Source organism: Kribbella pittospori (assembly GCF_004331465.1).
GTDB lineage: Bacteria > Actinomycetota > Actinomycetes > Propionibacteriales > Kribbellaceae > Kribbella > Kribbella pittospori.
In genome coordinates this window covers 161811-185800 of sequence record NZ_SJKB01000015.1, presented here as the reverse complement: position 1 = coordinate 185800, position 23990 = coordinate 161811, and the positions used below count along the sequence as shown (strand labels likewise).

At 66.7% G+C, this 23990-nt stretch carries 24 protein-coding genes, 1 tRNA gene and 1 pseudogene; 10 read left to right on the top strand and 16 right to left on the bottom strand.

Annotation, left to right across the window (positions count from 1 at the left end):
* Positions 1-366: 366 nt before the first annotated feature.
* The gene (locus tag E0H73_RS36280) at positions 367-1584 is read right to left on the bottom strand and encodes an IS110 family RNA-guided transposase (RefSeq protein ID WP_131364209.1); all 1218 of its coding nucleotides are present in this window, start codon (positions 1582-1584) and stop codon (positions 367-369) included.
* Between the two features lie 441 nt (positions 1585-2025).
* Here E0H73_RS36280 and E0H73_RS36275 point away from each other — a divergent pair, with 441 nt between their 5' ends.
* Entirely contained in the window at positions 2026-2481 is a 456-nt protein-coding gene (locus E0H73_RS36275) for a PH domain-containing protein (RefSeq protein WP_131364169.1), read from the top strand.
* On the opposite strand, the pseudogene E0H73_RS36270 reads toward E0H73_RS36275, so the two are convergent.
* Positions 2410-3194: pseudogene (locus tag E0H73_RS36270) on the bottom strand (AAC(3) family N-acetyltransferase). The gene E0H73_RS36275 and the pseudogene E0H73_RS36270 overlap by 72 nt on opposite strands.
* A gap of 121 nt (positions 3195-3315) precedes the next feature.
* Here E0H73_RS36270 and E0H73_RS48470 point away from each other — a divergent pair.
* Complete coding sequence (locus E0H73_RS48470; protein WP_165555955.1) at positions 3316-3543, top strand: hypothetical protein; 228 nt, start codon at positions 3316-3318, stop codon at positions 3541-3543.
* A 407-nt stretch (positions 3544-3950) separates the two neighbouring features.
* On the opposite strand, the gene E0H73_RS46165 is transcribed toward E0H73_RS48470, so the two are convergent.
* Both E0H73_RS46165 and E0H73_RS36260 read right to left on the bottom strand, forming a co-directional pair.
* Positions 3951-4100 (bottom strand): hypothetical protein, encoded by a 150-nt coding sequence (locus tag E0H73_RS46165; RefSeq protein ID WP_165555954.1) that lies wholly within the window; start codon positions 4098-4100, stop codon positions 3951-3953.
* Positions 4097-4939 (bottom strand): pentapeptide repeat-containing protein, encoded by an 843-nt coding sequence (locus tag E0H73_RS36260; protein WP_131364167.1) that lies wholly within the window; start codon positions 4937-4939, stop codon positions 4097-4099. Before E0H73_RS36260 ends, E0H73_RS46165 begins: the two co-directional genes overlap by 4 nt.
* 415 nt (positions 4940-5354) lie before the next feature.
* On the opposite strand from E0H73_RS36260, the gene E0H73_RS36255 reads away from it, so the two are divergent.
* Positions 5355-5903 carry an HD domain-containing protein gene (locus E0H73_RS36255; RefSeq protein ID WP_131364207.1) on the top strand — a complete coding sequence of 183 codons (549 nt, stop codon included), beginning with the start codon at positions 5355-5357 and terminating at the stop codon, positions 5901-5903.
* Here the strand turns inward: E0H73_RS36255 and E0H73_RS36250 are convergent.
* From E0H73_RS36250 to E0H73_RS36240, 3 genes are all read right to left on the bottom strand, one after another.
* Positions 5900-6376: an NUDIX hydrolase gene (locus E0H73_RS36250; RefSeq protein ID WP_131364165.1), complete on the bottom strand. Its 477-nt coding sequence runs from the start codon at positions 6374-6376 to the stop codon at positions 5900-5902. The two genes, E0H73_RS36255 and E0H73_RS36250, sit on opposite strands and share 4 nt — an antisense overlap.
* Positions 6376-6858, bottom strand: coding sequence for a hypothetical protein (locus E0H73_RS47560; RefSeq protein ID WP_238164497.1), 483 nt, complete (start codon positions 6856-6858; stop codon positions 6376-6378). Before E0H73_RS47560 ends, E0H73_RS36250 begins: the two co-directional genes overlap by 1 nt.
* Before the next feature lie 594 nt (positions 6859-7452).
* Positions 7453-7677 (bottom strand): hypothetical protein, encoded by a 225-nt coding sequence (locus E0H73_RS36240; protein WP_131364161.1) that lies wholly within the window; start codon positions 7675-7677, stop codon positions 7453-7455.
* A gap of 520 nt (positions 7678-8197) precedes the next feature.
* Here E0H73_RS36240 and E0H73_RS36235 point away from each other — a divergent pair.
* From E0H73_RS36235 to E0H73_RS36225, 3 genes are all read left to right on the top strand, one after another.
* Positions 8198-9049 carry a hypothetical protein gene (locus tag E0H73_RS36235; protein WP_131364159.1) on the top strand — a complete coding sequence of 284 codons (852 nt, stop codon included), beginning with the start codon at positions 8198-8200 and terminating at the stop codon, positions 9047-9049.
* Entirely contained in the window at positions 9036-9506 is a 471-nt protein-coding gene (locus tag E0H73_RS36230) for a PPC domain-containing DNA-binding protein (RefSeq protein WP_131364157.1), read from the top strand. The genes E0H73_RS36235 and E0H73_RS36230 overlap by 14 nt, the downstream gene beginning before the upstream one ends.
* 160 nt (positions 9507-9666) lie before the next feature.
* Positions 9667-10539 (top strand): DNA primase, encoded by an 873-nt coding sequence (locus E0H73_RS36225; RefSeq protein WP_165555953.1) that lies wholly within the window; start codon positions 9667-9669, stop codon positions 10537-10539.
* A gap of 370 nt (positions 10540-10909) precedes the next feature.
* Here the strand turns inward: E0H73_RS36225 and E0H73_RS36220 are convergent, their stop codons facing one another.
* The 5 genes from E0H73_RS36220 to tenA all read right to left on the bottom strand — a co-directional run bounded on the left by E0H73_RS36220 (position 10910) and on the right by tenA (position 16137).
* Positions 10910-12046, bottom strand: coding sequence for a hypothetical protein (locus E0H73_RS36220; protein WP_131364153.1), 1137 nt, complete (start codon positions 12044-12046; stop codon positions 10910-10912).
* Positions 12047-12123: 77 nt separating this feature from the next.
* Positions 12124-13554: a helix-turn-helix domain-containing protein gene (locus E0H73_RS36215; RefSeq protein WP_131364151.1), complete on the bottom strand. Its 1431-nt coding sequence runs from the start codon at positions 13552-13554 to the stop codon at positions 12124-12126.
* A 244-nt stretch (positions 13555-13798) separates the two neighbouring features.
* Positions 13799-13871, bottom strand: a tRNA-Lys gene (locus E0H73_RS36210).
* A gap of 59 nt (positions 13872-13930) precedes the next feature.
* Positions 13931-15478, bottom strand: coding sequence for a phytoene desaturase family protein (locus tag E0H73_RS36205; RefSeq protein ID WP_131364149.1), 1548 nt, complete (start codon positions 15476-15478; stop codon positions 13931-13933).
* Positions 15475-16137, bottom strand: coding sequence for a thiaminase II (gene tenA, locus E0H73_RS36200; RefSeq protein ID WP_131364147.1), 663 nt, complete (start codon positions 16135-16137; stop codon positions 15475-15477). Before tenA ends, E0H73_RS36205 begins: the two co-directional genes overlap by 4 nt.
* A 94-nt stretch (positions 16138-16231) precedes the next feature.
* Here tenA and E0H73_RS36195 point away from each other — a divergent pair, with 94 nt between their 5' ends.
* Complete coding sequence (locus E0H73_RS36195; RefSeq protein WP_131364145.1) at positions 16232-17968, top strand: aminotransferase class V-fold PLP-dependent enzyme; 1737 nt, start codon at positions 16232-16234, stop codon at positions 17966-17968.
* Here the strand turns inward: E0H73_RS36195 and E0H73_RS36190 are convergent.
* Positions 17965-19062 (bottom strand): ankyrin repeat domain-containing protein, encoded by a 1098-nt coding sequence (locus E0H73_RS36190; protein ID WP_131364143.1) that lies wholly within the window; start codon positions 19060-19062, stop codon positions 17965-17967. The genes E0H73_RS36195 and E0H73_RS36190 overlap by 4 nt on opposite strands.
* A 116-nt stretch (positions 19063-19178) precedes the next feature.
* Positions 19179-20141 carry an SMP-30/gluconolactonase/LRE family protein gene (locus tag E0H73_RS36185; RefSeq protein WP_131364141.1) on the bottom strand — a complete coding sequence of 321 codons (963 nt, stop codon included), beginning with the start codon at positions 20139-20141 and terminating at the stop codon, positions 19179-19181.
* Between the two features lie 141 nt (positions 20142-20282).
* On the opposite strand from E0H73_RS36185, the gene E0H73_RS36180 reads away from it, so the two are divergent.
* Genes E0H73_RS36180 through E0H73_RS36170 form a run of 3 tightly spaced genes read left to right on the top strand, consistent with a single transcriptional unit; the run spans position 20283 to position 22591 of the window.
* The gene (locus E0H73_RS36180) at positions 20283-21482 is read left to right on the top strand and encodes a sensor histidine kinase (RefSeq protein ID WP_131364140.1); all 1200 of its coding nucleotides are present in this window, start codon (positions 20283-20285) and stop codon (positions 21480-21482) included.
* A complete protein-coding gene (locus E0H73_RS36175; protein ID WP_131364138.1) occupies positions 21479-22099 on the top strand; it encodes a response regulator in 621 nt (206 codons plus the stop codon). Before E0H73_RS36180 ends, E0H73_RS36175 begins: the two co-directional genes overlap by 4 nt.
* Before the next feature lie 9 nt (positions 22100-22108).
* Positions 22109-22591 (top strand): RidA family protein, encoded by a 483-nt coding sequence (locus E0H73_RS36170; RefSeq protein ID WP_131364136.1) that lies wholly within the window; start codon positions 22109-22111, stop codon positions 22589-22591.
* A 33-nt stretch (positions 22592-22624) separates the two neighbouring features.
* Here E0H73_RS36170 and E0H73_RS36165 read toward each other — a convergent pair whose 3' ends face one another.
* Positions 22625-23419 carry a hypothetical protein gene (locus E0H73_RS36165; protein ID WP_131364134.1) on the bottom strand — a complete coding sequence of 265 codons (795 nt, stop codon included), beginning with the start codon at positions 23417-23419 and terminating at the stop codon, positions 22625-22627.
* A gap of 14 nt (positions 23420-23433) precedes the next feature.
* Entirely contained in the window at positions 23434-23922 is a 489-nt protein-coding gene (locus E0H73_RS36160; protein WP_131364132.1) for a SigE family RNA polymerase sigma factor, read from the bottom strand.
* Positions 23923-23990 lie beyond the last annotated feature (68 nt).

The window sequence follows — 23990 nt, the reverse complement described above, 5'->3', positions numbered from 1 at the left end:
CGGAGGCCACGCGGCGCCCTAATGGACAGCGCTCACGGCGCGACACCCCACCAGCCGTCTGCGGTCTCCAGCGACCGGCGGGGCCACCGTCTTGACGAACAGATCCAGGTCTCCGAGCGCTTGAGTGGTCATCCCGCCGGCGGCTCGAGCAGCAGTCTGCGCCCGCCACCGGCCGGGGTCACCCTCTTGACGAAGAGATCCAAGCCTCCGGGCGCCAAAGTGATCATCCAAACCGGTGGCCGCGAGCCGCACGACACGCACCCATTAGAGCGCTTCGCGTCCCTACGGGATCGGCAAGCCGACTCTTGCCACGCGCCGCGCTGGCCTGGGTTTGGCAGCTATCAGACCTCCGATTAGATTTGGAGGTCAAGCTGCAGGTGCCGCGAAGGCTTTGTGGGGTTGGTAGTGCTGGCCGGTTTGGAGGCAGAAGTAGAGCTGGCCGAGCATCCGGTTGAACAGGTGGCGTAGTGCGGCTGGGTGGCGGTCGCCGTGGTCGCGTCGATGTCGGTAGTGGCGGTTGGCGTGCTCGTCGTGGGCGAGGGCGGCGAAGGCCCAGGCCCAGCTGGCCGCGGCGAGGCGGTCGTTCTTGACGCGGCGGTGGGTGATCGAGATTGACCGGCCGGAGGCGCAGGTGATGGGTGCGGATCCGGCGTAGGCCTTGACTGATCTGGCGTCGGTGAAGCGGGTTCGGTCGTCTCCGAGTTCGGCCAGGATCCGGGCGCCGGTGTTGTCGGCCAGGCCGGGGAAGCTGGTGATGATGGCGTGGTCGGGGTGCTGCTGGAACAGCTCGGCGGTGGCCTGGCCGAGTTCGTCGACGTTGTGGCACTCGGTGTCGAGGGTTGCGAGTAGGGCGAGTGCCTGGTGGCCCATGGCTTGCTCGACTAGGTCGGGCTGTCGCAGTTGCGGCTCGCGGAGGGCGGCGTGCAGTTGTGCGGTGGTGGTGTCGATGCGGCGTTGGCGTCCGGCTCGGCGCAGCGCGGAAGCGATCCGGGCCTTCGACAGTTTCCCAGCCGCGGCCGGGGTTGGGGCGATCGCCAGCACCGCGCGGGCCTCGGGCGTGGCCAGGTTGCTGGCTGTCTTGCCGGCGAATGCCTCGAGGAATGCTGGGTAGTACTCGCGGAGCAACGAGCGCAGGTCGTTGGAGGCCTTGGTGCGGCGCCAGGTGGCGTCTTGGTGTGCACGGGCCAGTACTGCGACCGCCTGGGCCAGGTGAGTGTCGGCCGGGATCCGGCGGTGGATGTGTTGGTCGGTGCGCAGGATGTTGGCCAGCGTCATCGCATCGGCGTGGTCGGACTTGCCCCGGCTGACGGTGTGCCGTTCGCGGTAGCGGGCGACGGCCATCGGGTTGATCGAATAGACCGGGCGCCCGGTCGCTCGCAATGTCGCGACCAGCAGACCGCGTGGGGTCTCGATCGCCACCGGGATCGGGTCCACTGAGGTGTCGCCGGCCTCGGCCAGCATCGCGGTGAGCTCGGCGAACCCGGCCGCGGTCTCGTTGATGCGCTTCTTTGTGAGCAACTGGCCAAGATCGTCGATCAGCGCGATGTCGTGATGGCCTTCGGCCCAGTCGATCCCGCAGAACATCTTCACCCGTCTGCACCTCCTCGTGGCTGTGTTCGGTCCGGTTCGTGGACCCTGGCGAGAGCGCGCGGCGCCCTAATGACGAGACTCTGCGGTCTTCCCTCCGATGAGCCGTTCGCGATCCCAGCAACCCTCACGGCCCCGGTCTGCGAGTCAGAGCTCGAAGGCTCCCGGTGAACGAGGTATCGACCGTGCGGGCGGGCTCGAACCACGACCAACACTTCCGGCCGGCATGCCGAAGACATCGCCGACGCGCCGAGCCGATACAGCGCCTGCGAACAGGCCCCGGACGTCAGTCGCGTCGGCCTGATAGAAGGCCTAACCGGCCAAGGGACGGGAAGACGTCAACAGCCACCCGGGACCTGTTACCCAGTCATTAGGGGGACGGGGCAGGCATGGCGATTGCGCATTTCGCTGGCACGGTCCTGCTGTCACACTGCATCCGTGGATGACAAGCAGCCCGACAAGTACGGACAGGGAACGGTGCAGGAACAGGTTTGGGGCAACAACCTGTGGACCCGCATCTTCCTCGGCCTGCCCTTCCTCGGCGCGACGCTGGTCACGATCGTAGATAGCGAGGATTGGCCCATTCGCGAAATGTGGCCAGCGCTCCTGGCGTTCGGAGTCATGACGGTGACGGTCATCCGGCCGACAGTCCGAATCACGGCGCACGAGCTGGTCATCCGCTACCCGGTCGGCGGACGAAGGGTTCGCCGATCGGAGGTGGTCTCTGCGCGGTTCAACTACTTCGGACTCGTCATCCGGCTGCGAGATGGCGGCACGGCGTTCGCGTTCCTGGCCCCAAAGCTGACCTCGACCGAGTTGAGCTCAGGCGGCCAACCGGAGCCTGGCAACGCGGCTTACGAGATCACCCAATGGGCCAAGGGTTCCGCGAGCTAGTCGAGCACGACAGTCGCCGATGCGTACCTCGGTCGTGACCGGCCTCAACTCAGGTTCGATCTCATCGAACCTGTGGCTCTCACCTGAGACATTTGGCAGCTCCGCCCATGCCCCCGGTGCCACCTTGGCGTACCGATAGAACCGTGACCGGCCCAGATGCTGCTCAGCAAGGTGAATCGTCGTATTCGACGTGTGGCCGACGCCGAGGAGCAGTACATGCCCGCCTAGCTCAGCAAGAGCTTCGATCGGTCCGAGGGGCCATTCGAGCCGCTGGGCCTCGATCAGCCGTCGCGCATGGGTCCGACCGCCAGGAAGGAGAACAACGGGTGTGTACTCCGCTCGTGCGCAAAGCCCAGCCGCATAGTCTCGGAGACCCGTCCTAGCCAGCTGTCGACCGGCAAGCCCGACGTGAACGGTACTGCGCTCCCGAGCGCGTCATCGAAGGCTGCCCACGTGTCTGCGTTGTAGTAAGCGTTGTGTGGCCGAACCAGGCCGGGGAGTGCGGGCACGCCGGTCAGGTCCCAAGTGCCGGAGATCATCATCACCGTCCCGCATGTTCCGACCAGAGCCCGGCAGACGGCTTCACCCCCGCCGTCAACTCGACCGAATGACCGCAACGACGCGTGAACGAGCACCGATGATGTCGAGTCCAGGCCCAGCCGACCGAGGCCCTCGGCGATCTCGTCTTCTGTCACAACCACACTGCTATCCATAGCACTGCGATAAGAACACTCGTGCGGATGCGAGTCCACCATTTTCGACGATCGAGACCTGCGTTACAGCCCTGGGACCGCGGCTTTCTGCGAGCGGGGCTATGCGGGCTGTACGGATCAAATGGTCGTGCCACAGCGGGAATGCGCAAGCAGGTCCGGCCGGTCAGCAACGGTCACTGGCCAGCCGAACCCGACGCTCATCGCTTCACCGCTCAGCCAGGCGGAGCGGGTCGTCGACGAGGGACGGCTCTATCAGCTCATCCGTCAACAAGGTGAAGTCCGCGAAAGAACCATCGAGGTCACATTCCACGCGCCGGGGGCCGCGGCCTCCGCCTTCACCTTCGGGTAGCAGCGCCGGCCGCGGTGCAGCGCGCATCGCCGCAATCGTCCGCACCAGCGCCGCGGCGAGGTATGTCGACCGGCCCGATCCGCCTCGCCCGGGGATGCCGTGACCAGGCGGGAGACAGCCGGGCCCTCGACGCGCAGTACGGTGACGTCGTCGAAGCCGGCGTGCTCGAACTCCGATCGCACTTCGGTCGCGTGGTGGAAGTACGCGTTCGTGTAGCTCGGCGATTGGCGATCTGGTGACCGTTTGGTCAGGTCTGCTTCATCCAGCCCGGTAGCCTCAGATTCGCGGGAGGATCTGAAGGAAGGTTCTGTGGCTCCGTGCCGCCGCGCAGGAGAACTGTTTGGGTCAGGTCCACGTCGCCGCCGGAGAACTCTGCGCTGTCGAAGTCGAGGATGCCGCCGGAGAAATCAGCACCGCCGAAGGCGACGATGCCGCTGGAGAACTTTGCTGACGAAGCTGATGCGGCCGCCGGAGAAGTTGCTGTCGAGAGTGACGCGGCCGCCGGAGAACTCAGCGTCGGCGAAGAAGACGGTGCTGCCGGAGAACTGTGCGTTCATGTGGACGGCGCTGCCGGAGAACTTTGTGCCGACGAAGTTGACTTCGCCGCCGGAGAAGCCGCTGAAGAAGGTGACGGTGCCGCCGGAGAACTTGGTGAAGCCGAAGTTGACGGAGCGTCGAAGTCGACGGGCCCGCCAGAGAACACGGTGCCGGCGCCGACTTCGGTGGTGCCGCCGGAGAACACGGCGTTCTCGAAGTTGACGGTGCCGCTCGAGAACACGGCGTTGGCGAAGCTGACGGTGCCGCTCGAGAATACAGCGCCGCCGAAGTCGACGCTACCGCCGGAGAACTCCACATCACGAAAGTCCCCGCCGTCGAAGACAGTTCCGGTGAACTCGAGGTCATGACCGCGCCACGGGCGCGTGGCGGAGGGTCGCAGGTGTGCGGTGATGAGCCGGATGACAGTGAGCCGGACTTCCCGTTCGCCGGGATCGCTATTCGGGGGGTCGTACGGCAGCCGCAAGTACGCACACAGCACGTCAATGCACTGTTGTCGCTGTTCGGACCAGTCATCCGCGAGTCGCGACATCGCGTAGATGCCAGCGAGCCGGACGGCAGCCTTGTCATGACCGAGGAGCTCGGCCGCTTCCTGGTATCGGCTGCTGAACAGCCGACGGTCGTCGCGGTGGCTACCGGCCTCCTCGACTCGTGCGCGTCGGTAACCGACGATGAGAGCGACGGCGGCTCCAACGCCGGCTGCCAGCCCGAGGGCGATCTTCACCATGTCCGCGAGCAACTTCTGCTGATCGGAGGTCGCCTCATCAGGACGTGGCGCCACGCCGAGCAGCCAGGCGAGGAACAGGTAGAGGAGTACCGCGCCGCACACCGCCGCAATCACTGCCAAACCCGCCTGAAGCACCAGCGGCCCATGGCAGGCGTTCGTGCTAGGTCGCGGTCGCGCCGCGTGCCGCGCATCCGGCGCAGCGCACGGTCCCGCGTGGTCACCACAATCGCCTCCATTGCCCAGCGCAGCGACCCAGCACCGCTGCACCGCATCGTGCCAGTCCCGGGTGTCCACCCGGCGGCGTCGGCTACTGCCGCACTTGAGCTAACGAGCGGACCAACTGATGGCAACGAGCCTCTCGCCAGATACCTCCCCGCAGGCGGCCCGGATCCATGCCTGTAGATCCATCACCACATGCGCACACAACCGCCTCCAGAGCCTCGACAACACCTCGCGGTCCCTCGGCGGGCCGCCCGCAGGGTTGCGGCTGTGCACGGACTCAGTACCAAGTCGTAGTGTCTGGGGTGTGATGGATGTCGAGTCAGTCAAGTTGATGGCCGCTAGGCTGCTTCAACCTGAGTTGGGGCGACGGTGGGAGCACACGCGGGGGGTGGCTGGACGGGCTCGGAGTCTTTCTGGGTTGTTGGGGGAGCGGACGGAGCTGGTTGAGGTGGCTGCCTGGTTGCATGACATCGGGTACTCGCCTGTTGTCCGGGCGACGGGGTTCCATCCGCTTGATGGGGCTCGGTATCTGCGGGATGTGGTGGTGGCTGACGATGTGGTGTGCCGGCTTGTCGCGCATCACAGTGGTGCCCTGGTCGAGGCGGGTGAGCGGGGGATTCCTGAGCTGGCGGACGAGTTCGATCTGCCTGATTCGGAGTTGCTCGAGGCGTTGACGTACTGCGACATGACGGCCGATGTCGATGGCTGCCCGGTGACTGTCGAGGAACGGCTCAGCGAGATCCTCATGAGGTATCCCAGTGAGCATGTTGTTCATCGGTCAGTCGTGAGATCCGGTCCGGCGCTGATGCGGGCGGCGGCGAACGTGCAGCGGAGGCTTGGAGCTGCCGGAGGCTAGTCGAAGTACAGGGTCGCGCCTGGTTCGAGGTAGTGCGCGATGCGGCGCCGCATCGAGCCGTCCATCTGGAGGGTGCTGAGGTTGGCCTGCGGGACCCAGTGCACTTTGGTGCTTTCGCTGCTGGTGGTGGGTTGGCCGCCGGTGGCTCGGCCGCGGAGGAGGATGGAGAACTCCTGGCGCGCTTCGCCGTTGCTGGTGTACAGGATGATGTGTTTGGGGTCGGTGTAGATGCCGATGACGTCGACGATCTCGCAGTCGATGCCAGTCTCTTCCTTGGTTTCGCGTACGCCGGCCTGCGACATCGACTCGCCGAGGTCGATCGCGCCGCCGGGGAGGGCCCAGTTGCCGTTGTCGGAGCGCTGGATCATGAGGATCTCGCCGGCGTCATTCTCGATGACGACGTTGACGGAGGGGATCATGCTGTTGGCGGCGGGGGCGTTCGGGTCGTCGTAGTAGTCGATTCGCTTCGGCATCAAGCCTCCGTCGTCGGGGTCGCTTCGTTCCAGACTCGCTCGAAGCTGTCGAGGTAGTGACTGGCGAGTTCACCACCGGGAACCTTCCGGAGGTGCCAGACCGGTGCCTGCGCGGCGGGTACGCCGTACACGTGGGTGTTCACGAACAGGCGGTCATCCGCGCGATAGATCGAGTTGTACAGGACGGTCCGATGAAGCCGGAACTCGATGCCCGGGAGGTCGAGCAGACCTCGATAGAGAACGAGCGCGTTGTGGATCTTGACCGCCACCGCATTGCCGACACCCTCCTCTTCTCCGCGCTCCGCGACATGCGCATCCTCCGGGTCGCCGAGCAGAATCCGTACCCGAGCGCCGGCCTTGGCCTTTTTGCGGAGGATCCGCTGCACCTGTGCGTCCTCTGCCAGGAAGAGGCCCGCGTAGACGAGCACGCCGATCTCCTCGGTGCCTGAGTCGAAGAGTTGGCGCCACTCATCAGTTGGCACGTCCGAGCGATGCGGATAGACCCTGACGATCTCGCTCTCCGACACAGCAGCGGCTCGATCGCGGGGGAGGGCGTCAGGCCAGAGATACGATTCGTCTCGGCCCAACCGGATGGCCAACTTGTGGCGATTGCGTGGGAACGGGACATAGTCGCCCGTGACCCATCGTTCAATCGTCTTGATGTTGACGTCCAGTTCCTCCGCCAGGGCATGATGGGTCAAGCCGCTCTCCACCATGGCCGCTCGCAGTCGCTCGTTAGGCACAAGGTCTAACTTAGGACATCTAGGGACATTTTGACGCGAGGCGAGACATCCCCGAGATGTCGGCTCACGCCGTAACCCTGTCCTGGGTCTTCGAGGCATCCTTCCTTCACGATGCCTAGGAGGGTCATGCGGGGCAGGAGAAGCTACGCGTTCGAGATCGCGACACGAGGCCGAGACGGCCAGTGGTCCGTGGCCGTTGCAACGTCAGGTGTGTTCAGTAGGCCGCCCAAGGCGACAGCGAGGAGCATCGCCGAGCGCTGGATCTTCGAGCAGGCCGGCCAACTCCGAGGCGGCCGCCTGGTGATCCTGAGCGGGCGGCGACGGCTCCCTCGATCATTTGACGCGACTGTCCGAATCCGAATCCTGGAGCGGCTCGGCGGCCATCAGCTTGCGGTGGCTTACATCGGCATTGATCGCCACCAGATCCGGTTTGCGCCACGGCGTACCGGGCGCGACGAGTACCGGCCGGCGGTAATCGCTGGGAGTGACCATGGCTGATCGGGAGCGGCTACCGAACGAGTTGCTCAGGCGGGCGCGTGGCGAGTTGTCCCAGGCCACCCTCGCAGAGCTTGTCAACGCCGAGATCTACCACGCCACGGGGCGGGTGTCGGCAGTCACTTCGAAGTCGATTTCGGATTGGGAGCGCGGCTGGTACTCCTGGCCGTCTGCAGACGTGCGAGCGGCTCTCTGCCATGTGCTCGAGATGCCGGACCCAGCCGAACTCGGTTTCCAGAAGCGGCGGACGCAGCGTTCTCAGCAGTCAGAGGCGATCGTCTCGATCCTGGATCTTTCGGGTGACCATCCAGTCGCGGGATCTGTCGGCACGCTGCGTCTGCCGGCCGGGAGGTCGTACGCCGGAGTCGAGGCCGCGGCACACTATTACGTTGCGGAGAAGACCGACTCGAGTTGGTTGATGGTTGAGACTGGCAAGGACATGACGACGTCCCTCAACCGTCCGGATCGTAGGTCCTTGGTGCTGGCCATCGATCGGGATCAGCGGTCCTACATCGCTGACGGTCGGCGGTTCGTGGATCGAGCCGGACGCCGTACCGGCCCACAGCCGGTCTCATCGGCGAACGTGATCGATGACCTGACGATCGGGATCATCTGGGCGACCGCCAACGCCGACACCGCACTCCTGGCCGACGACGCTGCGCTCGCCAAGAGCCAGACAGTACTGTCACACCACGAGAAGAGGTCTAGGTCCGAGATCGCGCACACTGAGCTACCGATGCTTAATCCGGTCGCGAGCCAATGGCTCGGCTCGCGTTTCTGCGCGCGCCACATCACTCGGCACCTAGGTCGGCTGTCCGGCCAGCCACTCTTCTGGACGCGCGAGCAGCGTGGGGAAGAGGCATCCGCTTGGCTGCTGTGGTCTCACAAGTTCGAGTACCTTCGCCGCACGTCGCGCTGGTTCTCGGATATGCGGCGAGGGTTCTGCATCCCCGCGGAGGAAGTAGCCGCGTCGCCGGGCTACGAGCGGGTCATGCTCTTGCTCGCCGTGGCTTTGATGGAGGCATTTGGGATCACGGTGGAGCTGAGCCCGGAGCCGGAGCATGGCGCTGTGGAGGGCTTCGTCTTCGGCAACGAAGCGATCGTCGCTAACTGGTTGGGTGGATCCGGGCTCTGGTACGTCGACGCGAGCGCGCCACCGCCGCGGAGATCGACGTACCGAGACCTCGATGATCACCTCGCTTCTGACTCCCTGATCGCTCAACCGACATCGGAGCGGCGCCTCGCGGCGTTTGCCAGCTACCTAGACGTGCCCTGGCGATGGTTCCGTCGACGGTGTGAAGAGCTCGCGATCGCCGGCGTTGACGACATCGCTCATCCTCGGAGTCGATTGCTGTCCACCCGCGGTTTGAATACTGCGGTTCGCTACGTTGCTCACATCGACGATCTTCGAGGAGCTGAGCTTGCGCGCCGCTGAACTGACCATGGGCCGAACCTTCGCCGTCCACTTCGACCACGGCGATGACTTCTACACCGCGCTGGCCGAGTTCTGTGCGGAGTACGACGTACGGCAGGGCTTCATCCCGATGTTCATCGCCGGTATGCGAGACGTCCAACTCGTCGGGACCTGCGAGAAGCTCGAGAACCCCGACGCGCCGGTGTGGAGTTCCGTGCACCTGGAGAATGTGGAGGCGGTCGGTGGGGGCACCCTCGCGTACGACGAGGAATCCGGCACGGTCCTGCCTCACATCCATGTCTCAGTCGGACTCAAGGCGCATTCCGTGACCGCGCACACAAGCCACTTGCTCGGCGCGAAGATCCAGTTCCTGACTGAGATGTACCTGATTGAGGTGGCGGCGCCGGCCTTCTCGCGGCCGCGCAATCCTGACCTGTTCAACGTGCCTCTGCTGGCGTTCGGCTCCTCTCAGGACTGATCTGGTCGCCGGAGTCCTGGATCTCCGGAGCGGGGTTCTGATCTGACACTGTCGGATCGAAAGTCGAGTTCATGAACGTGAATCGGCTTCCTACGGGGACGTTGTGACGCGGCGACCGCGTGATCCGAACTCCGTCCCGACAGTTGCGGATCGGCGACGCTTGATCGAGGTAAACAGCGCAGCTGCAAGGTTCTTCCGCCGGGAGTTGCTTCGAGCAACGGATGGATGGGGACGCGAGTACCTGACCCGTGGAGGCGCAGGTGAACTCCTAGATCCAGGCTCGGGCTGGGCCGTCGGACAGGCGCCGGACGCACGCTCCCGGCTGGTTGACCATCTGAGAGCAAAGGGCCTCGAACTCGACAGCGTCCGGCGCGCCGGCTTGGGGCTGCTGAACCCCGAGGGACGCACCGTCGACCGCTTTCGCGACCAGGTCATGTTCCCGGCCCGAAACGATCGCCTGGAGACGGTCGGCTTCGTCGGCGTCCGAAGTGGTGTGGGCGCCCCGTACTACGCGACGTCGCCGGCAACGCAGGTACACCGACGCTCTGCATGCCTCATCGGGGTCACCGAACAACTCGACCTTCTGTCCGAGGGCGCAGCCCCCGTACTAGTCAACGATCCGCTGGACGCCATCGCGATCGAACAGCTCAGTCGACGCACGATGTGCCGCTGGGCGGGGATCCCGCTGTGCGACTCCCTGCTCTCGGCAGGTCAGGCTCGAATCCTCGGCCAGCACGCTGCCACCGACACGGCGATAGTCGTGCTCGCCGACGACAAGGCCGGCCAACGCGCAGCGGTCGGATTCCTGGACGACCTTACCCGCTACTTCCCTCGCGTCTGGGCTGTCGAACTCCCGGACGGACACTCGGCGCGCGCGTTGTATGGATCGCCTGACGGCCTACAGCGCCTTCACGACGCACTGATGATGACCCGGCCCCTGTCCGACTATCTCGGGCATCGCAAGCGGATGCGGCCATCGGTATCGCTGCCAGACGCTCACCTGAGTCCATCAGACGAAACGCCATCGCTTTGAGTCGAAGCGGGAGCGGTGATCTGGGACTCGGTGCCGCTTGTGAGGTCCCGCCAGATACCTGGGCCGTCCCTGGGATCGGGGGAGTGGTGGTGCTCTCGGCGAACGGCGTACGAGGGGAATGGCCGGGTACGCACGTTTGACGCGATCAGCATCACCACTGGCTACGTCCTCGACGCCCAGCCGGACCGTGCAGCGGCAGCCGGGCATCAGGCCGTTGACATGGCTCTGGCTACCGACTCAGTGCGGGCTGCCGATCGGCTGCAAGCGATGGCATCCTTGGCGCGTCCGTACGCCGCGCACGGCGGGGTCAGCGGGGTACTCGAGCGCGTCGATGCAATCATCAGCGCCTAACTGGCAGAGACGACCGTGCTCACGACTCTAGCGGGGACCACATCGAGTTCCACCGCTCATAGACTGCGGGGTCTGGTCGGTAGGAGACGACTGCTGCCAACGGGATGTGCATGATGACGCCACTCGTCATCGCTACCTCAGCCCACGGTTGATCTGCCCCGACCGGGTAGTGTCGGTGTGTGGCAAAGCGGACCACGGCATCGGAACGCACGACGTCGGCCGACTCATGTGGTTCCCAAGTGAGCCATCCAGAGTTCGCAACTTGGGAGACCTCGATCAGCGCGCTATAGCTGTACTCCGCATCGGAGTCGTCGGCCACCCAGGTCTCTGCGTCTCCGATCGTCGCTTGACGGGCGAGACTCACGACTTCGCTGATTGGAGGCAGCCCCGTGATCGGAGCGGGCGCATCCACCACGTCCGGCTCGCGGGCGAGCGCGCGCAGTTCGTCGGAGTCTAGGAGGTGGAAGAGGTCGTGGACTCGCGGAGTCGTTGCGCTGGTCTCGGCGTACGGATGCACGACCCGATCGCTGTTGAACGGAGTGAACCAGTCTTCGACCGGTGGAAGCCACATCCCCAGGGAGCGCTGCTTCGCAGGGTCCTCCTCGAGACCGTCCATGTCCTTGCTGAACAGCAACTCGAAATCCCCGTCGTCCAGAAGTAGTTCTTCCAGGTCCTCGTCGTAGTCGAGGCCCGCCTCATCCATCAAGGCGTAGGCGTACTTACAGATGGCATTGACGATGATCTCCTCGGCGATGCAGGCGGGTCGGCCAGCTGCAGGGTTAGCGAGATCGTGGCTGACCTTCACAACGCAGACCAGGACCTTGGCGAAGAACTGCGGATCATATGAGGCCCGCAACCGAGGTGGGAAGTGGTCCCAAACGAACGTGTCGGCGTAGGTCTTGGGATCCAGTTCCCCGTCAGAATCCATTTCGACTACGCCAATGGTCTGCATGTCGGCGATGCACTCGTCGATGATCGAGATCGCCGCGAGGGCAACTGCGCCCAAGAGACGCCGCTCCGCCAGTAGGTCAGCATCGCTCGGCGGTTCGTCGCCCAAGTCCTCCCGCTCATCAGACGTACCCAAGTGTGAAATATGTGGATTGCGCGTCCGATCAGCCAGATCGTCGAAGAGTTGAACCAGCGTGGCATCCGTCACCTGACTAGACTGCCACACCATCCCACTGGCGTCGGCAGAAACACGAAGGATCACGCAGGCCTCGGATCCGTCCGTCCTCAGAGGAGATCAGGGTCGTCGAATGCATGCTCCAAGGCCTCGGCGGCGGCTGGGTTTGCTGCGCGACGCCCCAGGTAGACGTCTTGGGTGATGGACACCTTGGATTGGCCGAGTTGGTCTGCGATCTGGCGGGCGGTGTGGCCGGCCCCGTCGAGCGCAGTGGCGGTGGTTTTGCGGAGTGCGTGGGATCGGATCCAGGCGAGCTTGTCTGATTCGGCGGGTTGGGCGGCATCGTGGACCTGGGCGAGCAGGCCGTGCAGATTGTCCAGTTGCACGCCATAGGTCGCCACGAGAGTCCGTACCAGTTGGTGGTCGACCTTGATGCGGCCGGTTTCGACGAGTTCGATTCGGGTTTGGGGCCAGGTGAGTGCGTCGGCGACCTGTTTGCGGGTCATGCCGGTTTCGCGGCGGAGGGCTCGGAGGGTGAGGCCGAGGTCGCGGCGGGCGGTGCTGCCGACGGGGGACAGAGCGGTGCGGATGGCACGGCGGCTGTTGGAGGGGTCGCGGAAGCCGCCGAGTGTGTCGCCGAAGATCGGGTCGTCGAGGCGGATGCCAGCCGCGTGTCGGGCGCGAAGCATGGAGATGGCCCAGTTGGGCAGGCTGAGGACGCGCTCGCCGGCTCTTGACTTGGTTACCTTGCGCAGGAGGCCTTCGCCGGGGATGCGGGCGATGGTGTGGGTGATCTCGACGGTCCCAGCCTCAAGCTCTACCTGATACCAGAGGACGGCGAGGGATTCGCCGATTCGGACGCCGGTGCCGAGCATGAAGGTGACGAGGTCGGGGAGGTCGGCTTGGACGGCTCGTTCGTCGGCGGCAAGGCTCCTCCGCAGGAGGGTGACTTCCTCTGTGGTGAGGGCGCGGGGTGGGTTCTTGGGATTGGCTTCGATGGTGTCGACTTCGCGGACCGGGTTGACGGAGGCGGCGCCGTAGCGGACGGCCAGGCTCATAGCCCCGGACAGGATGGCTCGGCAGGTCTTGGCGGTCGGTGCACCGGCCTTCTTCTTGATCTTGGTGAGGACCGTGTCGATGCGTGGGGTGCTGGCTTCGCCGATGCGGAGTTCTCCGAGGGCTGGGCGGATGTGGTTCTTGAGGGAGCGCCGGTAGGTGTCGAGAGAGGTGGGTGAGCGTGTCCCGTCGGCGACCATCCCCTCGAATCTCTTCTCCCAGAGATCGAGGAGGTAGTTGATCTTGTGCATCGCGGTCAAGTCCCCGGACTGGTTCGTCCTGGCGCGGTCCTGGAGCTTCTTCAGCAGCGCCCGCTCCGCGGCCGTCCTGGTTTTGCCGAACGCGGAGACCGGACGGACGTATCCGTCGTGGTCGCGGAACTTCGCCTTGGCACGGTATGCAGCAGGCTTGCCCTTGCCATCAGTTCTTTCGACGCTGGTGGAGATGCTTCCCCAGGTTCCGATGGGCAGTGGTGGCCTGGCCATGTCATGCCTCCAACCCGTGCGATGGTTGGAGGCTCAACGTTGGAGGCGGCAGTGAATCCGAGAGCTCGGCAGCGTCGCGAAACGTTGTGATGTGACACACAGTCACGATCAAATGAGCGAGTCGAGGCCAACCCGAGGTCGCCCGTGGGAGATCCCTGCAAAGACCTCTTGAGTCAAAGGGGCCCGTAAAGGGCCCGCGTTGGACACACCAAAGCCCAGGACACTCGCGTGACCTGGGCTTTTGTGCGCCGCCAGGGACTCGAACCCCGAACCCGCTGATTAAGAGTCAGCTGCTCTGCCAATTGAGCTAGCGGCGCTTGTGGTGCTTTGGAACGATGAGGATCGTAGCAGGGCGGCGGGGGAGATGCGAAATCGGTTAACGGGTGAGGATGGTCATGGCGGCGTTGTGGCCGCCGAGGCCGGAGACGGCGCCGCCTCGGCGGGCGCCGGAGCCGCAGAGGAGGAGGTTCGCGACGTCGGTTTCGGTGCCCCAGCGACCGGTGTCGGCGTCGTCGGTGGCCCACGGCCACTGCAGGTCGCCGTGGAAGATGTGGCCGCCCGGCATGCCGACGGATTCCTCGATGTCGTACGGCGTCTTGGCCTCGATACACAGGTTGCCGTTGGAGTCGCGGGCGATGCAGTCCTCGAGCGGCTCGGCCAGGTAGGAGTCGAGGCCGGCCAGCACCCGGCGAGCCGCCTCGGCCCGCGCCACATCGTTGTCGGAGGCAAACAATCGGGCCGGGAAGTGAACCCCGAACACGGTCAGCGTGTGGTGGCCGGAGGCAACCAGCTCGGGCGAGAGGATCGACGGGTCCGTCAGTGAGTGGCAGTACACCTCGGACGGCGGCGTCGACGGCAGCGCCCCCGAAGCAGCCGTTTGATAGGCGGACTCCAGCTGGCTGTAGTCCTCGTCGATGTGGAACGTCCCCGCGAACGCCCGCGTCGGATCGTCGCCCGACTTCAACGCCGGCAGCCGCGACAGCAGCAGGTTGATCTTCAGCTGCGACCCCTCAGGTCGATCACCCCCAGGGCGACCACGCAGCGCATCCAAAGTGGCCGGAGCGACGTTCGACAGCACGTATGAGCAGTCGACCGACCGCTCCCCGTCCCCGCCCAGCCAGGTGACCGACCCACGTACGCCGTCCGCCTCGACGGACGTCACCGACGCGTTGGTGACCAGCGACGCACCGGCCCGCCGGGCAGCAGCGGCCAGAGCGTCCGTCACCGCGCCCATGCCGCCAACCGGCACTCGCCACTCGCCAGTGCCGTTGCCGATCAGGTGGTAGAGGAAGCATCGGTTCTGGATCAGCGACTCGTCGTGCAGCCCGGCGAACGTCCCGATCACCGAGTCCGTCGCGACCACGCCGCGCACAGTGTCGTCCGCGAACCGCCGCTCCACCGACTCACCGAACGGCCGCTCGACCAACTCGTCCCACAGCGCGGCGTCGACCCGGGAGCGCATCTCCGCGGCCGACTGCAGCGGCTCAAGCAGAGTGGGCGCGACGGCAGCGGCCAGTGAGCCCACTGAGCCGTAGAAAGACGTCCAAGCGTCGTACTCGGCGTCGCTCCCCGTCAGGGCGGCAAACGAGGCGCGGGTCGCAGGGCCTTCCGGTCGTTCGACGAGGAGGCCGAGGTCGCGGCCGGAGCGGCGTACAGGGGTGTACGACGCGACCGCGCGGGAGCGGAGGTCCAGACCGAGGCCCAGGTCGGCGACGACCTTGTCGGGCAGCAGGCTGACCAGGTACGAGTATCGCGACAGCTTGGCGTCGACGCCGGGGAACACCTGCTGGCTGACCGCGGCGCCGCCGGTGTGCGGCTGCTGCTCGAGGACCAGTGTGGTCAGCCCGGCCTGAGCCAGGTAGGTGGCGGCGACGAGGCCGTTGTGCCCGCCCCCGACGATCACGACGTCGTAGAAGTCCATCATCCGACCGGCCAATCGAGCTTGTGGTACGCGGCGTCCCAGAACATCCATTCGTAGCGGCAGGTTGTGGCGAAGTGCTGATGACATCGTTCCCGCTCGGAGGCACTGACGTCCAGCCCATCCGTCACGGCGAGCACCGACTCGACCACCGCGTCGAACTCGTCCGAGCCGTACGTCTCGATCCACTGCCGGTACAGCGGATCCGGCGACGACCGCTTCAGCAGTTCGCGCCCGACGTCGCGGTAGATCCAGTAGCAGGGCAGTACGGCGGCCACGGCCTCGGCGTACGTCCCCGTCGCGCAAACCGCCGTCAGATAGGACATGTACGCCGTTGTCGTCGGCCCGGACCCCACAGCGTCGACATCGGCCGGGGAGATGCCCAGCGAGCCCAGCAGTGAGGTGTGCAGCGAGCGTTCGACCGCGATCGCGTTGGCCGCGTGCAGCGCGAACATGCTGACCGCGTCCTCGTCCACAGCGCGCCCGGCCACCAGGCTGAGCGCGCGGGAGTAGGCGCGCAGATAGTGACTGTCCTGGAGGATGAAGTAACGGAACGCGTCGTGGTCCAGGGTCCCGTCGATCAGCCCGGTGATGAACGGATGCCGGACGATCTCGTCGTACACCGAAGCGCCACCGCGGTCCCACAGCTCGCCGGAAAACGTCATCCCAACTCCCTCGCCGTCGACTGGCACCGACCTTATCCACAGCACGCGATCCGGACACGAGACGTAGGTCACTCCGCAGCCTTACCCTGACGCCATGACGATCCAGGGGGAGCGATCGGAGACGGTGCAGGGCACCCCGCCGCCGGATACGCCCTTGCTGCGGCGGATCCGGGCGTCGGTGATCGGGGACGACCAAGTCATGCCGGGGCCGTACGGTCCGCGCCGGGTCACGTACGCGGACTACACCGCCTCCGGGCGCGCGCTCACGTTCCTGGAGGACTTCATCCGCGAGGAGGTGCTGCCGCGGTACGCGAACACCCACACCGAGTCCAGCGGCACCGGTCTGCAGACCACTCGCCTGCGTGAGGACGCCCGCCGGATCATCCTGAACTGCGTCGGCGGCGACGACGAGACCGCGGTGATCTTCTGCGGCTCCGGCGCGACCGGCGCGATCGACAAGCTGATCGGGATCCTCGGCCTGCGCATTCCGGCCGAGCTCGACGACACCTACCACCTGACCGACCACATCCCGCGGGACCAGCGGCCGGTCGTCTTCATCGGGCCGTACGAGCACCACTCCAACGAGCTCCCGTGGCGCGAGTCGATCGCCGACGTCGTCGTGATCAGCCAGGACCACGACGGCCACATCGACATCCCACAGCTCGAGCAGAGACTGGTCGAGTACGCCGGACGCCCGCTCAAGATCGGGTCGTTCTCCGCGGCCAGCAACGTCACCGGCATCGTCAGCAACACGCAGCGGGTCTCGGCTCTGCTGCATCAGTACGGCGCTCTGTCGTTCTGGGACTGTGCCGCCGCGGCGCCGTACGTCGAGATCGGCATGTACGCCGGCCGCGAGGTCGACCCGCTGTCCTACAAGGACGCGATCTTCCTCAGCCCGCACAAGCTGATCGGCGGTCCCGGGACTCCCGGCGTACTCGTCGCCCGGCGCGAACTGCTCCACAACCGTGTCCCCGACGTCCCCGGTGGCGGGACGGTGCGGTACGTGAACCAGTTGGAGCATCGCTATATCGACGACCCGGTGCACCGCGAGGAGGGCGGCACGCCGGCGATCATCGGGTCGATCCGGGCCGGCCTCGCGTTCCAGCTGAAGCAGGCGGTCGGCATCGACGTGATCCGCGCCCACGAGGACTCCTACCTGCGCCGCGCGGTCGAGGCCTGGAAGGCCGAGCCGAAGGTCCAGATCCTCGGCAATCTTGATGCCGAGCGGTTGTCGATCGTGTCGTTCGTGGTGAAGGCACCCTCCGGGCGGTTCCTGCACCACAACTTCGTGGTCGCGCTCCTGAACGACCTGTTCGGCATCCAATCGCGCGGTGGGTGTTCGTGTGCAGGCCCGTACGGGCACACACTGCTCGGGATTGATTTGGTGCAGTCGCACGAGTTCGAAGAAGAGGTCATGCACGGCTGCGAGGGGATCAAGCCGGGCTGGGTCCGGGTGAACTTCAACTACTTCATCTCGGAGGCCGTTTTCACCTACGTCGTCGAGGCGGTGAAGCTGGTCGCGCGGGATGGCTGGCGGCTGCTCGGTGACTACCGCTTCGATCCCACCAACGGGTTGTGGCGGCATCATCGCGGCGCGGTCGAGCCGCCCCTGCGGTTGTCCGAGGTCGGGTACGACGCCGACGGGACGCTGCGCTACCCGCGCCACGACACCACGGCGCCGGAGTCGGCGCTGCAGGACTACCTCGCCGAGGCGCGGGATCTGCTGTCCACCTGCCAGGAGGAGAGCATCCATCATGAGGGCACGGTGAATTCCGAGTTCGATCACCTCAGGTGGTTCGACCTTCCGTCGAGGTGTCTGAACCACGACTAGGCCGCGGCCTCCAGGATTGCCGCGATCTCGTCGTATCCGCGGCTGCGCGCGTGCTGGAGTGGCGTCACCCCGTCGCCGTCGGGCAGTGACTGGTCGGCGCCGGCGGCGAGGAGGATGCGGACGATCTCCTGCCACGGCTCGGTGCCCTTGCCGAGGATCACGGCCTCCAGCAGTGCGGTCCAACCGAGGTCGTTGACGTGCTTCACGTCGATCTTGGTCTGTACGACGCGACGGACGTAGTCGACGTGACCGCGTTCGCTGGCCGGGATCACCGAGATGCCGCCGAAACGGTTGCGGAGCTTGAGGTCCGGGTTCGCCGGGAGGAGCGTCTCGAGCATCGCCACGCTGCCGGTGACCCCGGTGACGAGCCAGGCCGAGTCGCGGCGGTCGTCCTGCGCGTCGGGGTCCGCGCCGAGGCCGACCAGGAGCCGGGCGACGTCGACGCGATCGTTCAGGGACGCGAGAAGGAGAGCGGTACGCCGGTTGTCGTCGCGGGACTCGAGCGGCGCTCCTGCTGCCAGCGCGGCGGCGGTCTTGTTCGCGTCGCCTGCCATGGCTGCGGCGAGTAGGGCGGAGGCTGCGGAGGTCGGGCGCGCGGTAGTGAGTACGGCGGTTACCGCGGTCTGACCTAGCTTCTGCGCACCTTGTACTGGGGTGGCTCCGTCACGTTCGGCCGGGCGGTCGCGGTCGGCGCCTGCGGCGATGAGGAGGCGGACGGTGTCGACGTACTGCGGGGTGCCCTTGCCGAGGAGGACTGCCTCGTGGAGGGCGGTCCAGCCGAGGCGGTTCACGTGGTCGACGGCTATACCGGCGCGGAGCAGGCGGGCGACTATGGGCGCGTGACCGCGTTCGGCTGCGCGGATGAGTGCTGTGCCTTGGTAGCTGTCGAGGCCGGCGACGTCGGCGCCGTGCTGGAGGGTGAGGTTGAGGAGGTCGAGGTAGCCCTCGCTCGCGGCGATCAGGAAGGCGCTCTGGACGGTGTCGTCGACCGCGTTGACGTCGGCGCCGGCGGAGATCAGGCGGCGGGCCTCGGTGACGTCGTTCTTCCAGGCGGCGGCGATGAGTTGGGTGTCGAGAGTGTCGTCGGTCGGCACGGCGGAAGTCCTTGAGGTAGTCGGCGTGGACTGTGGTGTAGGAGTTGAAGCGGTCGTGCAGCCGGTGGCTGTCGTCATCAGGATGACGGCAGCCACGGCGATCGGGCGACGGCGGGTCATCGGCGCGGCGGGGTCAGGGCGACCACCTGGTACGGCGGGAGCCCGACCGGCTCGTCGAACTTGCTGTCGACCAGCAGCAGCCGGCCCTGCGCGAGCTTCGCGGTCGTGAACACCCTCTGCGGGTCGGTCGCGGTGGCGTTCACCAGTTGCGCCGTACGACCGTCCTGGGACAGCCGGAGCGTGGTCAGCACCCTGGAGGAGTTCCGCACGACCCAGAGCGTGCGACCGTCCTGGACGAGACCGTCGGCGTTGACCAGGTCCGCCGTACCGCTGTCGATTGTCGACACCCGACCGGTCCGCAGATCGAACCGCCACAGCTTGCCAACGTTGCCCTGGGCCACGACCAGCGCGCGGCGGTCCGGCGACAGCACGATCCCGCCGAGGTTGAACCCGCTCTGCGTCGGGATGGTCGCGGTCGCGTCCACCCAGGTCCGGATCGTCCAGCGGCCGTGCTTCTCGGCGACCCGAAACACCTGTGGCGCGTTGGAGTTGGTGACGTACGCCGCTCCGTCCGGTCCGATCACCAGGTCGTTCAGGAACGCATTCGGTACGCCGGTGGGGAGCGCGGCCAGCAGCTTGCCGTCGCGGTCGTACACCCACAGGTCCGGCGCGCCCGGGTGGTCGATGCCGTTCGGACCACCGGCGACGTACACGTGTCCGTGCGAGTCCACAGTGACTCCGCGCGCGGTCCAGCGGCCGTCCGTGCCGTCTCCCTGCAACCACTCGGTCGCGGCGGCGGACCGGAGCGACCCGCGGTGGATCTCGCCACCGGTCGTCTCCGACACGTAGAACCGCTGCGTGCGTACGTCGTGCCCGATGCCCTCGAACTTGGACCCGCCGCTCGCTACCGGGTCGCCGGGCAGCTCGTACGTGCTGGTCCGGGCGGACGCCAGCGGCGCGCCGACGCCGAGCAGTACGGCGGAGAGCGCGAGAGTCGCGGAGAGGGAACGGACGGACATGAGTACCTCGCATCAAGTGTCGTGGACTGTGCCTCCAGCCTGGTCGACGGAGGACGCGGGTACGACGGGCGTTCGGGGACGATCGAGTAGCCGTTCGGATGATTCGATTGCGGGCTGACCGGGCCTACCATCGGCTGAACCATGACTACACCAGGGACCACTTCACGTGCGCCGGCCTGGACTGCCGGGATCCTGGGCCCCGCCAGCGGGCTGGTGACGGCGCTGCACACGGCGTTCGTCGTGCTGGTGGTGGCGTCCGCGGTGCGGTACCTGTCCGGCCATGGGTTCGGGGACCGAGCGCCTTGGGTGCTCGGTGGGGCCGCAGTGCTGCTGGCCACCTATGCCGCGCACCGACTGCTGCCGAGCCGGCTGTGGCTGGCGTTGCTGGTGGCGGTCTGGTTCGGTCTGGTGCTGGTGGCGCCGTCGTTCGCGTGGTGCGCCGTACCGCTGTCGTTCGTGGCGCTGCGGGTGCTGCCGTTCTGGCCGGCTTGTGCGGTGGTGGCTGGGATGGTCGCCACCACAGTGGTCACGTGGACGCGGATGACCGACCGGCTTGACCCGACGATCGTGCTGGGGCCGGTCTGCGTCGCCGTACTCGCTGTTGGTGCGTATCGAGCGCTGGAGCGGGATGCGCTCGCGCGGCAGGCGTTGCTGGACGATCTGCATGCCGCGCAGGGCGATCTGGCCGATGCGCAGCACCGGGCCGGCGTACTGGCCGAGCGGGCGCGGCTGTCGCGGGAGATCCACGACAGCGTCGCTCAAGGGCTGTCGAGCATCAATCTGCTGTTGCAGGCCGCCGAACACGAGTGGGACGACCGGCCTGCCGCGGCCCGCGAGCACGCTGCCCAGGCGGCGGCGACTGCTCGCGACGGACTGGACGAGGTACGCCGAGTGGTCCAGGACCTGGCGCCGGCGGAGTTGGCGAGCGATCTGGGGGAGCCCGCGCTGCCGGATGCGTTGCGGCAGACCTGTGAGCGACTCGCCGCGCACGCGAGTGTGGAGGTTCGTGTCCAGGTGCACGGGACGCCGGTGCCGCTTGGCGCGGAGATCGAGACCGCGTTGCTACGGACTGCACGTGGTGCACTGGCTAATGTGCTGGAGCATGCAGCTGCGAGCACAGCCGTGGTGACGCTGACCTATCAGCCGGACGCCGTCGTACTGGACGTCCGCGACGACGGCCGTGGACTGCCGGACCCCACTGGCAGCGCCGATCCGGATCGTGGACGAGGCCTGGCCGGCATCCGCGATCGTCTGCGTGGGCTAGGCGGCACTCTGGTGCTGGAGAGCGAGCCAGGCGAGGGTACGGCGCTCGCAGCGTCCGTCCCGCTGGTGCGCTCATGATCCGGGTCGCGCTCGTCGACGACCATCCGGTGGTCCGTGCGGGGATGCGTGCGCTCGTCGAGGGGCAGGAGGACCTGTCCGTGGTCGGCGAGGCGTCCGACGCGCACAGTGCCGAGCAGTTGGTCGCCGCGGTTCGGCCGGACGTCGTACTGATGGATCTCAATCTGGGCACCGGGCCGGGCGGTGCTGAGGTCACCGCGCGGCTGCGGGCGCTGCCGGAACCGCCGCAGGTCCTGGTGCTCACGACGTACGACACCGAGGCCGACATCATGAGCGCGATCGACGCCGGTGCCTCCGGCTACCTCCTGAAGGATGCACCGCCCGACGACCTGTTCCGCGCCATCCGCGGCACTGCTCGCGGCCAGGTCATCCTGGCGCCCGCGATCGCGGCCCGGCTGGTGAAACGCCCCGGACCGACGCTCACCGAACGCGAGGTCGAGATCCTCGGCCTCCTCGCGACCGGCCGGTCGAACCGCGAGATGGCCCGCCAGTTGTTCGTCAGCGAGGCCACGGTCAAGTCCCACCTGTCGCACATCTACACCAAGCTCGAAGTCGACACCCGTGCCGCCGCCGTCGCCCGCGCGATCGAGCAACGCATCATCCGACCACCGTCCTGAGGAAACTCCATGGAGATCGAGAAGAGACTGGCCGAGCTGGGACTCACGCTTCCGGAGCCGATGCAGCTGCCCGGCGTCACGCTGCCCTTCCCCTGGGTCCGCGTGTACGGCGATCGCGCGTACGTCTCCGGTCACGGGCCACTCACGGCCGACGGGAAGCTGCCGGAACCGCTCGGCAGGGTCGGTGCGGAGGTGACGGAAGAGCAGGCGTACGACGCGGCCGCGCTGACCGCGTTGTCGATGCTCGCCTCGTTGCGCCGGGAGCTGGGCGACCTGGACCGGATCGTTGCCTGGCTACGGGTCTTCGGGATGGTGAACGTCGCGCCGGGCTTCCACCGGATGCCGGCGGTGATCAACGGCTTCTCGGACGTGATCCTGCAGCTGTGGGGTGTGGAAGCGGGCCAGCACGCCCGATCGGCGGTCGGCCACGCCGCCCTCCCCTTCGACATCCCGGTCGAGATCGAGGCCGAGGTCGTCATCACCCCACGGTGAGCGGCCCGGCCGCTGTGCAGCCGGGCCTTTCAGCTACCTGCCCTTGCGCGTGGTCGAGGGCTTGTCGCCCTTCATGGGCTTGACGGCCGTGTGCGCCGGGAACTTCCAGCTCGTGCTCTGGGCCATGGTGGCGAGTTGGTCGGCGGTGAACAGCGGCTTCGCGCGGGTGTGCTTGATCCCCTTCTCGGCCGGCCCGTTGTAGCTCACGAGGCCGATGTAGCGGTCGTCGGGGTAGGACAGCTCGACGCGGTTGAGGAGGACGCCGTACTGCTCGTTCCGGGCGTCGGAGTACTCCGGCTCGTCGGAGGAGGAGTACATGCTCGAGCCATCGGGGTTGGTGCTGCAGCCGGGGCCGCTGTCGAAGCAGGGGTTCGCCGTACCGTCGGCGGCCAGTAGGACCTCGACGAAGGACGCGCCGTTGCCGTCGTCGACGAGGTACGACGCGGCGATGAAGCCCTCCTTCGCGCCCCCACGGACCGTCGGTTCGGACAGCGTGCGGCCGGGCGCCGCGATGAGACGCTTGAGGGTCGCCAGAGCTTGCTGCGGCGTCCCCGCGGCCGGTGCGAGCGGGGTTGGGGTCACGATCGGGACCGGCGTACCCGCGACGGAGGCCTCGGACGGCGTACCCAGCAGCTGGATCCCGCCCGCGACGAGTCCGGCGGTGGCCAGTACGGCGCCCGCTCCGGTCACGGAGAGCAGCGTCGTACGCCGGCGGCGTAGCCGGAGCCCCTGCTGGACGCTCCGGTCGAGAAGGTCGGTGCTGACCGGCTCGAGGTTCTCGGTGGCCCGGTCCATCAGGCTGGGCAGCGTGTCGTTCAGGTTGTTCATCATGTTCCTCTGGGTCAGTGGGCGATCAGCTGTACGGCGTTGTCACCCAGCACCACGCGCAGGCGGTCCAAAGCCCGGGCCGTCCGCGTAGTGATCGCGCTGGCGTTCTTTCCGAGATCGAGCGCGACCTGCTCAACGCTGCGATCTTCGAAGTACCGCAGCACCAGCACAGCCCGATCCAACGGCGCCAACTCACCCAGCGCCTCCCGCAATGCGACTCGAAGCTCGACATCGCCCACCCGCTCGACCTGCTCAGGCAGCTCAGCAGTAGGCCGCTCCGACCAACTCCGTCGCCGCCGCTGCGAAATGAACGTCCGGGCCATCGCAGTCCGCGCATAGGCCCCCGGATTGTCGATCCGAGCCCACGTCTTCAGCATGTTCGCGAGCGTGTCCTGCACAAGATCCTCAGCATGATGCCGGTCGCCAGTCAGTAACCAAGCCGTCCGGTACAACCGAGGTATCCCCGCCCGAGCAAACTCCTCGAAGTCTTCGGTACCCGCCATCCCCAGCCTCTCGTCGACGCCTACACCCCACAAGACGCACCGACCCCCCGACGAGATCACACCCCCAG

What these genes read in the sequence shown, in the direction of transcription:
- E0H73_RS36280 (WP_131364209.1), bottom strand. Translation starts at nt 1,584, where the DNA reads ATGTTCTGCGGGATCGACTGGGCCGAAGGCCATCACGACATCGCGCTG.
- E0H73_RS48470 (WP_165555955.1), top strand. Translation starts at nt 3,316, where the DNA reads ATGGTCGTGCCACAGCGGGAATGCGCAAGCAGGTCCGGCCGGTCAGCA.
- E0H73_RS46165 (WP_165555954.1), bottom strand. Translation starts at nt 4,100, where the DNA reads ATGAACGCACAGTTCTCCGGCAGCACCGTCTTCTTCGCCGACGCTGAG.
- E0H73_RS36255 (WP_131364207.1), top strand. Translation starts at nt 5,355, where the DNA reads ATGGATGTCGAGTCAGTCAAGTTGATGGCCGCTAGGCTGCTTCAACCT.
- E0H73_RS36250 (WP_131364165.1), bottom strand. Translation starts at nt 6,376, where the DNA reads ATGCCGAAGCGAATCGACTACTACGACGACCCGAACGCCCCCGCCGCC.
- E0H73_RS36215 (WP_131364151.1), bottom strand. Translation starts at nt 13,554, where the DNA reads ATGGCCAGGCCACCACTGCCCATCGGAACCTGGGGAAGCATCTCCACC.
- E0H73_RS36205 (WP_131364149.1), bottom strand. Translation starts at nt 15,478, where the DNA reads ATGATGGACTTCTACGACGTCGTGATCGTCGGGGGCGGGCACAACGGC.
- tenA (WP_131364147.1), bottom strand. Translation starts at nt 16,137, where the DNA reads ATGACGTTTTCCGGCGAGCTGTGGGACCGCGGTGGCGCTTCGGTGTAC.
- E0H73_RS36195 (WP_131364145.1), top strand. Translation starts at nt 16,232, where the DNA reads ATGACGATCCAGGGGGAGCGATCGGAGACGGTGCAGGGCACCCCGCCG.
- E0H73_RS36185 (WP_131364141.1), bottom strand. Translation starts at nt 20,141, where the DNA reads ATGTCCGTCCGTTCCCTCTCCGCGACTCTCGCGCTCTCCGCCGTACTG.
- E0H73_RS36180 (WP_131364140.1), top strand. Translation starts at nt 20,283, where the DNA reads ATGACTACACCAGGGACCACTTCACGTGCGCCGGCCTGGACTGCCGGG.
- E0H73_RS36175 (WP_131364138.1), top strand. Translation starts at nt 21,479, where the DNA reads ATGATCCGGGTCGCGCTCGTCGACGACCATCCGGTGGTCCGTGCGGGG.
- E0H73_RS36170 (WP_131364136.1), top strand. Translation starts at nt 22,109, where the DNA reads ATGGAGATCGAGAAGAGACTGGCCGAGCTGGGACTCACGCTTCCGGAG.
- E0H73_RS36165 (WP_131364134.1), bottom strand. Translation starts at nt 23,419, where the DNA reads ATGAACAACCTGAACGACACGCTGCCCAGCCTGATGGACCGGGCCACC.
- E0H73_RS36160 (WP_131364132.1), bottom strand. Translation starts at nt 23,922, where the DNA reads ATGGCGGGTACCGAAGACTTCGAGGAGTTTGCTCGGGCGGGGATACCT.